Origin of the sequence: Streptomyces sp. Inha503, assembly GCF_047215865.1 — a bacterium.
Classification (GTDB): domain Bacteria; phylum Actinomycetota; class Actinomycetes; order Streptomycetales; family Streptomycetaceae; genus Streptomyces; species Streptomyces lycopersici.
Map to the genome: position 1 here is coordinate 2,421,973 of NZ_CP178360.1, position 13,019 is coordinate 2,434,991.

13 protein-coding genes are annotated in these 13,019 nt (G+C 71.5%); 4 read left to right on the forward strand and 9 right to left on the reverse strand.

The annotated features are described in order from the left end of the window. Window positions 1–112: 112 nt before the first annotated feature. Both ACJX2R_RS10000 and ACJX2R_RS10005 read left to right on the forward strand, forming a co-directional pair. On the forward strand, window positions 113–379 hold the full coding sequence (locus tag ACJX2R_RS10000) for a hypothetical protein (protein WP_262705726.1): 267 nt from the start codon (window positions 113–115) through the stop codon (window positions 377–379). Window positions 380–586: 207 nt separating this feature from the next. Further along, the gene (locus ACJX2R_RS10005) at window positions 587–1,951 is read left to right on the forward strand and encodes an LLM class flavin-dependent oxidoreductase (RefSeq protein WP_413099762.1); all 1,365 of its coding nucleotides are present in this window, start codon (window positions 587–589) and stop codon (window positions 1,949–1,951) included. A gap of 36 nt (window positions 1,952–1,987) precedes the next feature. Here the strand turns inward: ACJX2R_RS10005 and ACJX2R_RS10010 are convergent, their stop codons facing one another. After that, complete coding sequence (locus tag ACJX2R_RS10010; RefSeq protein ID WP_413099763.1) at window positions 1,988–2,590, reverse strand: hypothetical protein; 603 nt, start codon at window positions 2,588–2,590, stop codon at window positions 1,988–1,990. Between the two features lie 84 nt (window positions 2,591–2,674). Next, window positions 2,675–3,667, reverse strand: a complete 993-nt coding sequence (locus ACJX2R_RS10015; protein WP_413099764.1) for a 4,5-dihydroxyphthalate decarboxylase — start codon at window positions 3,665–3,667, stop codon at window positions 2,675–2,677. 126 nt (window positions 3,668–3,793) lie between these two features. Here ACJX2R_RS10015 and ACJX2R_RS10020 point away from each other — a divergent pair, with 126 nt between their 5' ends. Beyond that, entirely contained in the window at window positions 3,794–4,411 is a 618-nt protein-coding gene (locus tag ACJX2R_RS10020; RefSeq protein WP_262705730.1) for a TetR/AcrR family transcriptional regulator, read from the forward strand. Between the two features lie 207 nt (window positions 4,412–4,618). Then, window positions 4,619–5,329, forward strand: coding sequence for a phosphatase PAP2 family protein (locus ACJX2R_RS10025; protein WP_413099765.1), 711 nt, complete (start codon window positions 4,619–4,621; stop codon window positions 5,327–5,329). 17 nt (window positions 5,330–5,346) lie between these two features. On the opposite strand, the gene ACJX2R_RS10030 is transcribed toward ACJX2R_RS10025, so the two are convergent. From ACJX2R_RS10030 to ACJX2R_RS10060, 7 genes are read right to left on the reverse strand one after another with little or no spacing between them, the layout of a single operon-like run. After that, a complete protein-coding gene (locus ACJX2R_RS10030; RefSeq protein ID WP_413099766.1) occupies window positions 5,347–6,672 on the reverse strand; it encodes a glutamate-1-semialdehyde 2,1-aminomutase in 1,326 nt (441 codons plus the stop codon). 7 nt (window positions 6,673–6,679) lie between these two features. After that, window positions 6,680–7,231, reverse strand: coding sequence for a dTDP-4-dehydrorhamnose 3,5-epimerase (rfbC, locus tag ACJX2R_RS10035; RefSeq protein ID WP_413099767.1), 552 nt, complete (start codon window positions 7,229–7,231; stop codon window positions 6,680–6,682). Next, window positions 7,228–8,439 (reverse strand): polysaccharide pyruvyl transferase family protein, encoded by a 1,212-nt coding sequence (locus ACJX2R_RS10040; protein ID WP_413099768.1) that lies wholly within the window; start codon window positions 8,437–8,439, stop codon window positions 7,228–7,230. Before ACJX2R_RS10040 ends, rfbC begins: the two co-directional genes overlap by 4 nt. Continuing rightward, a complete protein-coding gene (locus ACJX2R_RS10045) occupies window positions 8,436–9,383 on the reverse strand; it encodes a glycosyltransferase family 2 protein (RefSeq protein ID WP_413099769.1) in 948 nt (315 codons plus the stop codon). The genes ACJX2R_RS10040 and ACJX2R_RS10045 overlap by 4 nt, the downstream gene beginning before the upstream one ends. Next, on the reverse strand, window positions 9,380–10,687 hold the full coding sequence (locus tag ACJX2R_RS10050) for a hypothetical protein (protein WP_413099770.1): 1,308 nt from the start codon (window positions 10,685–10,687) through the stop codon (window positions 9,380–9,382). The genes ACJX2R_RS10045 and ACJX2R_RS10050 overlap by 4 nt, the downstream gene beginning before the upstream one ends. Continuing rightward, the gene (locus ACJX2R_RS10055; RefSeq protein WP_413099771.1) at window positions 10,684–11,967 is read right to left on the reverse strand and encodes a DUF4910 domain-containing protein; all 1,284 of its coding nucleotides are present in this window, start codon (window positions 11,965–11,967) and stop codon (window positions 10,684–10,686) included. Before ACJX2R_RS10055 ends, ACJX2R_RS10050 begins: the two co-directional genes overlap by 4 nt. Continuing rightward, window positions 11,955–13,016 (reverse strand): NAD-dependent epimerase/dehydratase family protein, encoded by a 1,062-nt coding sequence (locus tag ACJX2R_RS10060; RefSeq protein WP_413099772.1) that lies wholly within the window; start codon window positions 13,014–13,016, stop codon window positions 11,955–11,957. The genes ACJX2R_RS10055 and ACJX2R_RS10060 overlap by 13 nt, the downstream gene beginning before the upstream one ends. Window positions 13,017–13,019 lie beyond the last annotated feature (3 nt).

Below are 13,019 nucleotides of genomic sequence, written 5' to 3' on the forward strand. Positions count from 1 at the left end.
ATCGGCGTCCGATTCCACGCCGACTCCCACGGAGTCGGCCAAGCCGTCGCCCTCGCCGACCGGGCCGTGCGCCGACGGGACGTGCGAGATCGAGGTCGCCGCGGGGGACGTCGTGACCGTGCCGGCGAAGTACGGCCTCGGGCCGATCAAGGTGAGGGCGATCACTGCCGACGAGGTCGAGATGGTCGCGCAGGTGACGGGTTCGGGCTTCAGCGTTTCGGGCTGTTCCGGTGGCGGCGGCGTGTCATCGGAGGGTGGCGGCGGCGTCGGACTGAACTGTGGCGAGGGACCCGCCGCGACCATCAACGACGCCATGAGCCTGAAGGTCGTCAAGATCCACGGCACCGCCGCCGTCCTCCGTATCAAACCCGCCGGATGACGCCGCCAATACGCCAATACGTGCGACCGCTAAGCTGATCGTCTCAACGCAAGCCAGGCAAGCAGCAGTCACGGGAAGAAGCCGGCGGTACCAGGAGGGAACCAACCGCATGCCTGTCGAGTTAATCGGCGTGATCAGCACCAGGGACCAGTCGGTCACCCACGCCCTGAGGGGCGAGCCCCTGGCGGGGAGCGCGGGAGTGGTGGCATGAGCGACCAGAAGCGGCAGCTCAAGCTGGGCGCGATCACGATGGGCGCAGGCGGCCCCGGCCAGCCCTACCTCTGGCTCGACGAGGACCTTCCGGTCGATGCCAGCGTCAGCATCGACTGGTACGTCGAGCAGGCCCGCCTGGCCGAGGAGGCCAAGTTCGACCTGGTCTTCATCGTCGACGGTCTGTTCATCACCGCCGACTCAGCGCCGCACTACCTCAACCGTCTTGAGCCGCTGACCCTGCTGTCGGCCCTGGCGGTCAGCACCAGCCACCTGGGTCTGGTCGCCACCGTGACCACCTCCTACAACGAACCGTTCAACACCGCCCGCGGCTTCGCCTCCCTGGAGCTCATCTCCGGTGGCCGGTCCGGCTGGAACGTGGTCACCACCGGCGACGCGGGCGCCGCGGGCAATTTCTCCCGCGACGAGCACTACGACTACGACACCCGCTACGCCAGGGGCCTGGAGTTCGTCCAGGTCGCCCAGGGCCTGTGGGACTCCTACGAGCAGGACGCGTTCCCGCGCGACCGCGCCACGCGCACCTTCCTCGACCGGGCCAGGCAGCACGCCCTGAACCACAAGGGCGAGCACTTCCAGGTCGTCGGCCCGCTGAACGTCTCCCGCTCCCCGCAGGGCCAGCCCGTCATCTTCCAGGCAGGCGACTCCGAGCAGGGCCGTGACCTCGGCGCCACGATCGGCGAGGCCATCTTCACCAACGCTTCGTCCATCGAGGCGGGCCAGGCGTTCTACAACGACATCAAGACTCGGGCGGCGAAGAAGGGCCGCGACCCGCGGCACATCGTCGTCATGCCCGGTACCTCGGTATTCGTCGGCGACACGGACGACCAGGCCAGGGAGATCGAGCGCGAGATCCACACCAAGGACCGGGACTTCGATCAAGCCCTGGCGGGACTCGGCCGCCCATTCGGCTGGCACGACTTCCGCCAGTACGACCTGGACGCCCCGTTCCCGCAACAGGCCCTCGCCCATGCGCAGCGCGGCTTCCGTACCAACGCCGAGAAGATCGCCAACAAGGCGAAGGAAAAGGGCTGGACGCTCCGCCAGACCGTGGAGTTCATCTCGAGCCCGCGCCCGACCCCGTTCGCGGGATCGCCGGAAACGGTGGCCACCCGGCTTCAGGAGTGGTTCGAGGGCCGCGCCCTCGATGGCTTCAACTACCCCATCAGCCACCCCGACCAGTGGCGGCGCTTCCGCGAGGAGGTCGTTCCGATCCTCCAGGAACGCGGCATCGTCCGCACCGAGTACGAGGCCACCACCCTCCGCGGCAACCTGGGCCTGCCGGTGCCGGAAAACCGCTACACGAAGGCCCGCGAGGCGGAGTCCTCCTCGCTGAGCGGCTGAGCGGTCGCGCGGTCGGAGGTCGTTCAGGCGGGCCGGTCAGCCGCGGTGGCCGCTTCCGCCGTGGTAGCCGAGTTCGAGGTAGCGGGCGCGGGTGCTCCAGGGGCCGAGGTCGGACGTGTTGGCCAGGACGTCGCGCCAGGGGTGGGCTCCGGGAGCGGCCGCCTCGTCGTGCGCGGGCCGGGGAGAGCCCGGGCGCCCGGCCCAGAGCCGCACCCCCGACCGCGCGTCGGACTCGCGGACCGGCTCCCACCAACCCATCGAGAACATGCCGGCGAGCTCGTGCATGGCGATGAAGCCGGCCACACCGCTCTCAGGGTCCGTGCTGTCCGGGCGCTCGGTGAGGGCGTGCCACAGGAAGCGCATATTCGGTAGCCGGACATCGGGCTTGAAGCGGTACACGAGCCGGTCCAGCGTGATCGAGCCGATGCGCGGCAGCTGTACCCGGTTGAGCGGGACGACCTCGTGCTTGCCGCCGTTCCAGGTCAGCGTCTGGTTGCGGCCCCGGTAGCCGGGCTCGCTGAAGACCGTGGCGTGGAGGAGTTCCCGGCGATCGGGCCGACGGTTGTGCGCCATGCCCGCGGCGGTGACGGCGCCCACGGAAGCCAGGCCCACCAGGAGGATTCTGGTTTTGCGCTTCATCGGGACGCGACACCTCGCTTCTGATGGGACGGGCGCCTCCATCATGCGCCACCGACGGCGGGTTGACCTACCGTCAGCTCGTGCTCAGGTGTCGAGGAGTTCCGGCACGAAGATGTCCTCGCACGTCAGCCGGTGCTTCGACAGCCCCTGCTCGTGGTGGTAGCGCAAGAAGGTGTCGATGGCCTTGCGGTTCGCGCCGATCCCGTAGGGCCACCAGTCGTCGCCGAGCAGCCGGCGGTTCTCCTCGAACAGCGCGCTGAACCACGGCGTGATGACGCCCATGTGCTGCTTGGCGGCGTCGACGAGGTACTTCCGCTCGGCGAGCTCCTTGGCCTCCGTGAAGGCGTCGTAGACGGCCCGTGCGAGGCCCCGCCGCCGCACCAGTTCCCTGCGGATCGCGACGATGTGCATCGGGGGGAAGATCCCGGTGCGGCGGTAGTAGTCGCGCTCGACGGCCTCGTAGTCGGGGAAGAGGCGGGCGACCTTCGGTGAGCCGTCCAGCACCGCCTGCGGCACGTCGATGGAGATCAGTGCGTCGATCTCGCCGGATTCGAGCATGGCACCCAGGGTCTGGCCGTCCTCCGCGTGGCGCACGTCGACGCCGTCCGGGACGGGCTGCGGGATCCAGTCGCAGGCGGGGACGGGGTCGTTGGTGCCTCCGATGACCCAGCGGCACTGGTCGGGGGTCACGCCGTACTCGTCAGCCAGGATGCCCTTCGGCCAGATCCCGGCGTCGTGGCCGTAGAGCATGAACTCGCCGACGGTCCTGCCGACGAGATCCTGCGGCTCCTCGATCCCGCTTGCGGTGTTCACGAAGATCGCCGAGTGGCGGAAGTTGCGGTTGGGCAGGATCGGCAGCGCCAGGAACGGCGCATCGTCGAGGTCGAAGGTGCGCAGGAAGTAGGTGAGACCGAACTCGGCGAGGTCATAGTGCCCCTCGATGGCGCGATGGAAGATGTCCGATACGAGGGGTGCCGTCTCGAACACCGCGTCCACCCCGTCGACCGCGACCCGGCCGTCAAACAGTGCCTCGGTGTGCTCGTAGGTGTATACGCCGATGCTCAGCTCCGTGCCCATCAGTGGATCTCTTCTCCGGGGGTTCGTGGGGAGGCTCGCTTCCGTAAATGACCTTTCACTTTTATGGTGGTCCCGGAGCGGCCGAGCCGTCAAGGTGAACGTCCATTCACGATGAAAGGGGCCGTCATGCCGCGCATCACAGCCGAGCGCCGCGAGGCCAGGCGCGCCGAGATCGTCGCGGCGGCCCGCCGCTGCTTCTCCCGCGACGGGTTCCACCAGAGCTCGATGCCGGACATCGCCGCGGAGGCGGGCGTCTCGGCCGGCGCGCCCTACCGCTACTTCACGAGCAAGGAGGAGATCGTCCTCGCTATCGCGGGCGACGCGTTCCGGCTGATCTTCGAACCGGTGGAGCGGCTGGCCGACGGCACCGACGCCCCGACCGTCGCGGAACTGGTGGCCGCCGCGCTCGACACGATCAGCGGCGAGACGGTGCGGGACGCGGCGGGGCACACGGTCGCGGTCGACGAGCTGCTGCGCTGCGTGGTGCAGACGTGGTCGGAGGTGCTGCGCAATGACGAGGTGCGTGGCCCGGCCGCGGAGGGCTTCGAGAGGGTCCGAGCCAGGATCGCCGACGCGCTGCGCCGCGGCCGAGCCGCGGGCACGGTGCCCGCCGCCGTGGACCCGGACCGCGGAGCCCGCGTGGTGATGGGGCTGCTGCACGGATTCCTGCTCCAGCGCGTGGCCTTCGGACTCACGGACACGGCCGGCATCGCGGACGACCTGCGGGCCGGGCTGCTCTTGTGATGGCGATGACCGCGCCAGGCCGACGCGATCGGCTCAGGGAGTAGGATGACAACTAGACGCTGAGCCTGGGCCCTTGACCAGGGCGATGGCCAGGCTGGTCGCTGGAGGGTGGGTCGGATACGACGGGGGGCTCGCGTTGGATCGCCTGACACCGCCCACGGCGGACAAGAAGGTCACTACCCCGGGTCGACCGGGTGCGGTGGGCCTATGACCGGTCGGCCGGCGCCCGCGGTGCTGCCCCGGTCGCTGCGCGCGCGGCTCGGGCCGATCGCGGCCCTCGCCGCGCTGGTGGTCGGTGTGCTCGGGGTCCTGTACGCGGGTCACGGCGAGCCCGGCGGGGTGGACAGGTGGATCATCGAGCCGACGGCGGACAGTGTGCGGCCTCCCTGGAGACGCGTCGCCCTGGCCATGGACTTCCTGGGGGAACCCGCCGGAGCGGCGACGCTGATCGTGGTCGCCGTGACCGGCTGCCTGCTGCTTCGGCGTCCTCGCGCGGCGGTGCTCGTCGTCGCCGGGGCCGCCATGGCGGTGGGGACGGCGACGCTGCTCAAGCATCTGGTGGGACGCACCATCCACGGCGACGGCAACCTGTCCTATCCGAGCGGGCACACCGCCTTCTTCACCGCACTCGCCCTCGTCGTGGCGCTGCTCGCGACCGGCCGGTTCGGCCTCGGCAGGACGGCCGGCACATCACTGGTGCTCGCCGCGGCGCTCGTGGGCGGTGCGGCGATGGGATGGGCGCAGGTCGCCCTGGGCGCGCACTATCCGACCGATGTCCTCGGCGGCTGGTGCACCGCGCTGGCGGTGATTCCGGCGACCGCGTGGCTGGTCGATCGGATGGCCGACCGGCTGGTCGATCGGACGGCCGACCGGACGGCCGACCGGACGGCCGACGCCCGTCAGCGGGAGCATCGCTGACGCCACGTCACGTCACGTCACGCCAAGCGGCGGAATACGGGCTTCACCGGTCTTCCGGCCAGCCAGGGGGTGGGGTCGGCGGCGTCCAGCGCCTTCCGGTACACCGCACACGCCTGGGCCACCACGTCGACGGTGTGATCGATGTCGGCGTCGCTGAGCGCGCTGCTCACCACGAACGACGGGGCCAGCACCCCGCCCGCGAGGAGTCGGCGCAGAAACAGGGTGCGGTACCGCTGCGACGGCTGCCCGTTCTCGTCGAGGGTGGCGAAGACCAGGTTGCTGGCCCGGCCCCGGACGACGATGTGGTCGCCGACGCCCATGGCGGCCGCCGCCTCGTGGACCCCAGCGGCCAATCGCTCGCCGAGGAGGTGCAGTTGGGCGGTGGTGCCCTCCTCCACGTAGGTGGTTTGCACGGCCATCGCGGCGGCCAGCGAGTGCGTTTCCGCACCGTGGGTGGTGGACAGCAGGAACACCCGGTCGCCGGAGTGGCGCAAGCCCCCCAGCTCCATCAGATCGCGGCGCCCGGCCAGCGCCGAGACGGCGAATCCGTTGCCCAGCGCCTTGCCGAACGTGGAGAGGTCGGGGACGACTCCGTACAGGCCCTGGGCACCCGCCTCGGACCAGCGGAAGCCGGTGATCATCTCGTCGAAGATCAGAACACAGCCGTGCCGGTCGGCCAGTTCGCGCAGACCGGCGAGATAGCCGGGCGGCGGCTCGGCGACGGCGGCGGGTTCGAGGATCAGACAGGCGACCTCGTCCTGGTACCGGGTGAGCAGTTCCTCCGTGGCGGCCAGGTCGCCGTAAGGGAAAGCCACGGTGAGCTCGCTGGTCGCCGCCGGAATACCGGCGTTCATCGGCGTGGTGCCGATGAACCAGTCGTCGATGGAGAAGAACGGATGGTCGGCGCAGATGGCCACCCGCGGGCGCCCGGTGGCGGCGCGGGCCAGGCGTACCGCGGCGGTGGTGGCGTCGGAGCCGTTCTTCGCGAACTTCACCATCTCGGCGGTCGGCACGGTGGCCAGGAAGCGTTCCGCGGCTTCGACCTCCACGATGGACGGCCGGACGAAGTTGCTGCCGCGGTCGAGTTCCCGCCGCACCGCCTCGACCACGCGTGGATGGGCGTGGCCGAGGCTGACCGACCGCAGACCGGAGCCGTACTCGACGTAGCGGTTGCCGTCGATGTCCCACACGTGGGCGCCACGGCCGTGGCTGATGACCGGGGCCAGGTTCTCGGGGTACTGGTCGTCGCCCTTGGCGTAGGTGTGGGCGCCCCCGGGGACCAGGGTGTGCAGCCGCTCGTTCGCCGCCCATGACCGGGGCAGTTGGAACTCTTCGGTGTCCAAGCCGACTTCACCCTTCCTTGTGCTTCAGGACCTCGGCGAGGCTCGGCGCCTCGCGGTCCCGCTGGGACATCGATGTGACCGGCAGCGGCCAGGGAATGGCGAGCTCCGGGTCGTCGAAGGCGATCGTCACGTCCTCGGCCGGATCATGCTCGCGGTCGATCCGGTACGAGGTGTCGGCGGTCTCGGTCAGCGCCTGGAAGCCGTGCGCGCACCCGGCCGGGACGTAGAGCGTGTGCTGGGTCTCGCCGGACAGCTCGAAGGAGGCCCAGGCGCGGTAGGTCGGTGAGGCCGGGCGCAGATCCACGACGACGTCGAAGATCCTCCCGTAAGAGCACCGCACCAGCTTGGCCTCACCGGCGCCGGAGCGCAGGTGCAGGCCGCGCAGCACGCCCCGGACCGAGCGGGACACGCTGTCCTGGACGAAGGCGTACGGGTCGAGGCCCACCGAGCGGACCACATCGGCGTCGAAGGTGCGGCAGAAGAAGCCGCGCTCGTCGGCGTACGGCGTCGGCTCGAACAGGTACGCGCCGGCGATCTCCGGGACTTCGGTCGCTTTCATCGAGCCTCCCGAGGGGCCTGGGCATGGGCGTTCGCCGGGAACAGCGTCGTGGTCAACGCGGCGAATTGGTGGGCGAGTTGCTGTGCGGCGGCCTGGTTCCGCTCGATCAGCGTCTGCCGCAGCTCCGCCGAGCGCTTCTCCAGGTCCCTGAATTGTTCGAGCAGCCGGTCGGCGTCGACCGCGCGCGCCGGGTGGCAGTACGCGCCGAGGCCCATCCGGTCCATGAGCGCGTCGCTTTTCGCCGCGTAGCAGAGGGCGAGCACGGGCGTTCCGGTCTTCAGCGCGCAGATCAGGTTGTGGTAGCGGACGGCCACGACGGTGTCGGCGGCCGCCATCTCGTTCATCAGGTCGGCCAGTGAGGCCGGTTCGGCGGCGGTGACCAGGGTTGAGTCCACCGCGTCGAGGATGGCGGCGACCACCGACGCGTCGCAGTCGTCACCGGTGAGCAGCCGGACCGGTCTGCCCTCCTCGACCAGCGCGCGGACGAACCGGATCGTCCCGTCGAGGTAGCGCCGGTATATCTCGTCGGCCCGGGCGCGGTCGTCGTTGCCGCCGTGGAAGTCCATGACGCCGACGCAGACCGTGCCCGAGGACCCGGCGGCCGAAGGTGCGGGCAGCGCGAACGCGAGGTCGGGGTAGACCTCGTCGCGCGCGGTGTCCACACCCATCGCCCGCATCGCGTCGCGGGACTGGGCGTCCCGGTACGACCGGTACGCGGCCAGCCGCCCCGACCAGCGCACCAGGGCCCGGGTCGGCCGGTTGCGGATCTCGGCGGCGCCGACGCTGACCAGCGCGACCCGGGTGCGCAGCAGCCGGCCACTCGCGCAGAGCAGGAACAGCGAGTACGGGAAGCCCCATGGCCGCAGCGGCAGCGTGGCCTCCAGGACGCCCATGCCCGGCACGATCACCACGTCGTGCCGGCGCACCCAGGCGGCGGTGCGGAAGACATCGACGAGTTTGCCCAGGCCCTTCGCCGCGATCGAGCCCGCACGCGACGCGGTCCGGTACTCCCCGCGGTTCCAGTGCAGCCGCGTCGCGGGGATCCCGAACCGGGCCGTGACGGCCTCGGGTCCGCCGCACAGCGCGTCCACGACCGCCTCCGGGTGCTCGGTGCGGAGGTATCCGAGCACGGCCTCGAGCGAGCCGTCGTTGCCGAGGTTGCCGGAGCCGAGCAGGCCGAACACCCCCACGCGTGTCGCGGTCCTCATGCCCGCCTCCCTTCACGGCCCGCGACGAGGGCGTCGACGGAGACGGTCAGCTTCGCCGGGTCGACCGGGGCGCGGTCCTCGACCCGCTCACCGGCGCCCGGCCGGACCCGGCTGGTCAGCCATGCGGCCAGGTGGCGGTGGCAGGCGCGCCGGTCGGCCGCGGACAGCGGGGCCCGCCGGATCGCCGAGGCGAAGCCCCAGACGTACTCGGCGAGCAGCCGGGGCGTCGGGTGCAGCGGGCCCGCCCGGCGCGGGTCCAGGTTGACGCACCGGGAGCGCTTGCTCGGGTTGGCCCGCTCGGCGCGGGTGGGGTGGTCGCGGCGGAAGTACAGCAGCTCCGGCACCTGGTGGAAGCGCCCGTGCAGGGCGATCTCGGCGACGAATGTGCGGTCCGCGTGGTGGTAGCTGTCCATCGGCTTCACCCGGCGCAGCGCGGCGGCCCGGATCACCCCGTAGAAGTCGTCACCGCCGGGCTCGAACAGCATGCTGCGGAAGCGCTCCGGAGGGTGCGGTGAGTCGGTGGCGAGCGTGTACTCGTACGGGACCTTCACCTGGCCGTCGCCGTCGATGACCGCCTGGTCGGCGTGGGCGAGGATCACGTCCGGCCGCTCGTCCAGCGCCTGGACGCAGGCCCGCAGCAGATCGCGGGCGTAGAGGTCGTCGTGCGAGGCCCACTTGAACAGCTCGCCGCGGCACTCGGCGAACACCCGGTTGTGGTTCGGCGTGGCGCCGATGTTCCGGGGCAGCCGGAGGTACCGGACGCGCGCGTCCTGCGCGGCGTACTTGCGGCAGATGTCCTCGGTCCCGTCGGTCGAGGCGTTGTCCGAGATGAGCAGCTCGAAGTCCTCGTAGGTCTGGCCGAGCAGGGCGTCGAGCGACTCGGCCAGGTACTCCTCGCCGTTGTACACGGGCAGGCCGACGCTCAGCCTGGGTTGGGCTGTCATGAGGTCCTCACTTCGCGGATGGAATCGTGGTGGTGCTCGCGCAGGGCGGACCGCAGGTGCAGCCACCACACGGCCGAGCCGCTGACGGTCGCGGCGGCGACGCACCAGGCCGAGCCGACCGTGCCGGCGACGGCCGCCCCGCCGAGCCCGCCGCCGGCATAGCAGGCGGAGGCGAACAGCTGGGAGCGCAGGCTGCGCCGGGCGGCGCCGAGCGCGCGCAGCCCGGCCGCCGCGCCGGTGCCGAGGCCCGCGCCCGCGACACCGAGCGTGACCGGCACGATGAGCTGCGCGGCGGAGTGCCAGACACCGCCGAGCGCCAACTCGCCGAGCCGGTCCGGCATCAGCAGCAGCGCCCCGCCCCAGAGCAGCGCGCCCGCCGCCTGCCCGCCACCCAGCAGTAGGCAGAACGCTCCGAGGCGGTGCGGGGTCCGCCGCAGTACCCGTGCCGCCTCCGGGACGGTGACCAGCGAAAGGCCCATCAGTACGGCGAGGAACGGGCCGAGCAGGAGCTCGGCGCCCCGCACCGCGCCCACCGCGCCGACCCCGACGATCGCGCCGAGCCCATAGGCGCGCAGCTGGCTCGCGCCGCTGAGGCAGGTGTTCTCGACCAGGTAGCGGTAGCCGAGGTCGCGCTGCTCGCGAAGCCATCCGCGCGCCCCGGACACCCGGGGCCGAATGCCGGACTGGAGGTAGCCGTACCCCGCCGCCACCGTGGCGGACGCGCCCCAGGCGAGCACAAAGGCGGCCACGCTGCCCACCCGGGCCGCCACGATCATGGCCGGGACGAGCGCGACGCCCCACACGACGTCGTTGAGACACGCCTTCCGCCCGGCGCCGGCGGCGAAGAACGAGAACCGCCAGGCGTCCTGGAGCAGCAGTCCGGGCAGCATGACGCCGAGGCAGACGAACGCGGGCCCCACACGCCCGCCGAGGGCCGGCCCGGCCACCAGACACGCCGCGCCGATGGCCGCGCCCACCCCGAGCGCGGTTCCCGTCGACCGGGCCACCGCCCCGCGCCAGGACGCGTCCGGCACACCGCTGAAGCGCACCACGAGCGGATCGGTGGCCAGCCCGCGGGAGATGTTGAGCACCACGCCATAGGTCACCCAGGCGAGGCTGAACACGCCGAACGCGGTCACCCCCAGCGAGCGGGCCACGTAGATGCCCACCGCGAAGTTGGACACGCTGGAGGCCGCCTGGTCGGCAAGGCCCCAGGACAGCCGGCCGACGAGGGCCCGCTTGGCGGATCCGGCCGGTGGCGCCGGTGTCGTCGTCTTCTCCCCCTCGGTGGGCATCGGCGTCATGCCTTGATCAGCCCGGCGCCGTGGAGGGCGCCGGCCGCGTCGGCGACGGTGTCGAACGGCAGCCCGGACCGCTCGGCGACGTCCAGCAGACTGTGCTCGCCGTCGGAGAGGTTGAGCACCCAGAGCATGGCCATCTGGGCCTGCTTGGCGTCGCTGCGGCCGCCGAGCGAGTCGTACAACCCACGTCGGCCCAGCTGTGGTTCGCCGTAGGGGCTGAGGTTGAGGTACCGCCGGTTGCGGTCGAGGACGGCGAACGCCTCGCGGCAGACTGCGAGGGTGTCCGCCATCGCCTCCGGGGAGACGAAGTCCAGATTGTCCGCCGAGGTGTGATATTCGGGGTAGCCCGCGTACGGGGTCCGGGTGAGCGAGCCGACGCCGAGGTCGAACCCGGGCGAGCAGAACTGCCGCTCGTCGTAGCCGTACGGGGTGAACTCGGCGACGCGGTGCGGGCGTTCGGAGGCGGCGAGCACATGCCGCATGACGCGGTCGATCTCCGCGTCCCCGCGCCTGCTCTGCTTGTACGTCAAGGAGCCCCGGTCTCCGGCGCAGGCCAGCACCAGCCCGTGTTTGACCCGGTCGATCCGCTCCGCGTTGCGAGCCAGCCAGGTGATCGCCCCGATGGTGCCGGGCGCGTAGATGAACCGGTAGGTGTAGTACGGCGTCCGCTCCGCCAGCGTCCGCGCCAGGAAGGTCGCCACCGCGATACCGGCCAGGTTGTCGTTGGCCAGCGACGGGTGGCAGACGTGGCAGGAGACGATCACCTCGTCGGGGACCTGCCCGGGGATCACATGCTCGGCGTAGGTGAGGTGGCCGTCCGCGAGGGTGGAATCGATACGAACCTCGTACTCGCCGTCCGGCAGCGCGTCCAAGGTCTCCTGGGCCAGGCAGAACCCCCATTCCGGCTGGTAGTAGCTGGTGCGGTACGGCACCCAGGCCGGTTGGTCCGGCAGGGTGTGCAGGTGCGGGCGCAGCTCGGCCAGCGGCATGGTCGCGGACACCGGCACGCTGTAGCCCAGCACGTGCAGGCTGGACGCCTGGAAGTCGACGACCCGGTTGCCGTCGGGGTCGGCGATGTACGCGTCCCGGATGTTCCACTCCCGCGGCACCGTCCAGTCGAGCACCTGGGTCCCGGTCGGCACCTCGTGCACCCGCAGCGGGACGTACTCGCCGACGATCTCCAGGGTGGCGCGCACACCGTCGCCGGTGATGCTCCGGCACAGCGGGTACAGCCGCTCCACCAGCGCGTACATCTCATCGCCCGGGGCGGTCACCGGCGCCACCGCAGGGTCTCGTCGACGGTGCCGGCGTCGGACGCCGCGCGCAGCACGGCGAGGCGGGTGAAGCGCCGCTCGAAGTCCTCCCGGGTCAGCCCGTGTTTCCGGTAGGCGTCGGCGAGTTCGAGTGCGCCCTGCTTCACCGTCCACTCGCAGTCGAAGCCGGGTATCGCGGCGCGGAACCGGGAGAAGTCCACCCGGTACGACCGCGGGTCGGCACCGGTCTCCCCGGTGATCACCACCTTGGAGCCGGACACCGCCTCGGCGACCTGCCCGGCGATCTCGGCGACCGTGACGTTGTTGGTCTCGCTTCCGATGTTGAACGCCCGGTCGTGCACCGCTTCCCGCGGCGCGGTCAGCGCGGCCGTGAAGGCCCGTGCGATGTCGACGGCGTGCACCAGCGGGCGCCAGGGGGTGCCGTCGGAGAGCACCAGCACCTCGCCGGACAGCAGCGCGTGGCCCACCAGGTTGTTCAGCACGATGTCGGCGCGCAGCCGGGGCGAGTAGCCGAAGGCGGTGGCGTTGCGCATGAACACCGGGCTGAAGTCGCCGTCGGCCAGGCCGTGCAGGTCGTCCTCCACCCGCACCTTGGACTCCGCGTACGGCGTCACCGGGCGCAGCGGGGCGTCCTCGGCCACCAGGTCGTCGCCGCCGGCGGCGCCGTAGACCGAGCAGGTCGACGCGTACAGGAAGCGCCGCACTCCGGCGTCGCGGGCGAGCCGGGCCAGCCGTACGGACGCGTGGTGGTTGATGTCGTGGGTGAGCTCCGGCGCCAGCGATCCCAGCGGGTCGTTGGAGAGCGCGGCCAGGTGGATCACGGCGTCGGCCCCGGCCACGTGTTCGGCCGTGACATCGCGCAGGTCGACCCGATGCCCGGGGGCACCGCCCACAGGCGCGTCAGCGCCGACTGGGGGAGGGTCGGCAGGTGCCGGGCCGAGGACGCAGTCGGCGAAGAGTCCGGCGTCGAGGCCGACGACCTCGTGCCCGGCGGCGGCGAGGGCCGGGGCCATGACGGTTCCCAGATAGCCCTGGTGTCCGGTCAGCAGTACGCGCAAGGT

Bases quoted from the DNA above. Each gene is read 5' to 3' on its own strand.
- ACJX2R_RS10025 (WP_413099765.1), top strand. From the start codon at position 4,619: ATGACCGGTCGGCCGGCGCCCGCGGTGCTGCCCCGGTCGCTGCGCGCG.
- ACJX2R_RS10020 (WP_262705730.1), top strand. From the start codon at position 3,794: ATGCCGCGCATCACAGCCGAGCGCCGCGAGGCCAGGCGCGCCGAGATC.
- ACJX2R_RS10045 (WP_413099769.1), bottom strand. From the start codon at position 9,383: ATGACAGCCCAACCCAGGCTGAGCGTCGGCCTGCCCGTGTACAACGGC.
- ACJX2R_RS10005 (WP_413099762.1), top strand. From the start codon at position 587: ATGAGCGACCAGAAGCGGCAGCTCAAGCTGGGCGCGATCACGATGGGC.
- ACJX2R_RS10010 (WP_413099763.1), bottom strand. From the start codon at position 2,590: ATGAAGCGCAAAACCAGAATCCTCCTGGTGGGCCTGGCTTCCGTGGGC.
- ACJX2R_RS10015 (WP_413099764.1), bottom strand. From the start codon at position 3,667: ATGGGCACGGAGCTGAGCATCGGCGTATACACCTACGAGCACACCGAG.
- ACJX2R_RS10050 (WP_413099770.1), bottom strand. From the start codon at position 10,687: ATGACGCCGATGCCCACCGAGGGGGAGAAGACGACGACACCGGCGCCA.
- ACJX2R_RS10040 (WP_413099768.1), bottom strand. From the start codon at position 8,439: ATGAGGACCGCGACACGCGTGGGGGTGTTCGGCCTGCTCGGCTCCGGC.
- rfbC (WP_413099767.1), bottom strand. From the start codon at position 7,231: ATGAAAGCGACCGAAGTCCCGGAGATCGCCGGCGCGTACCTGTTCGAG.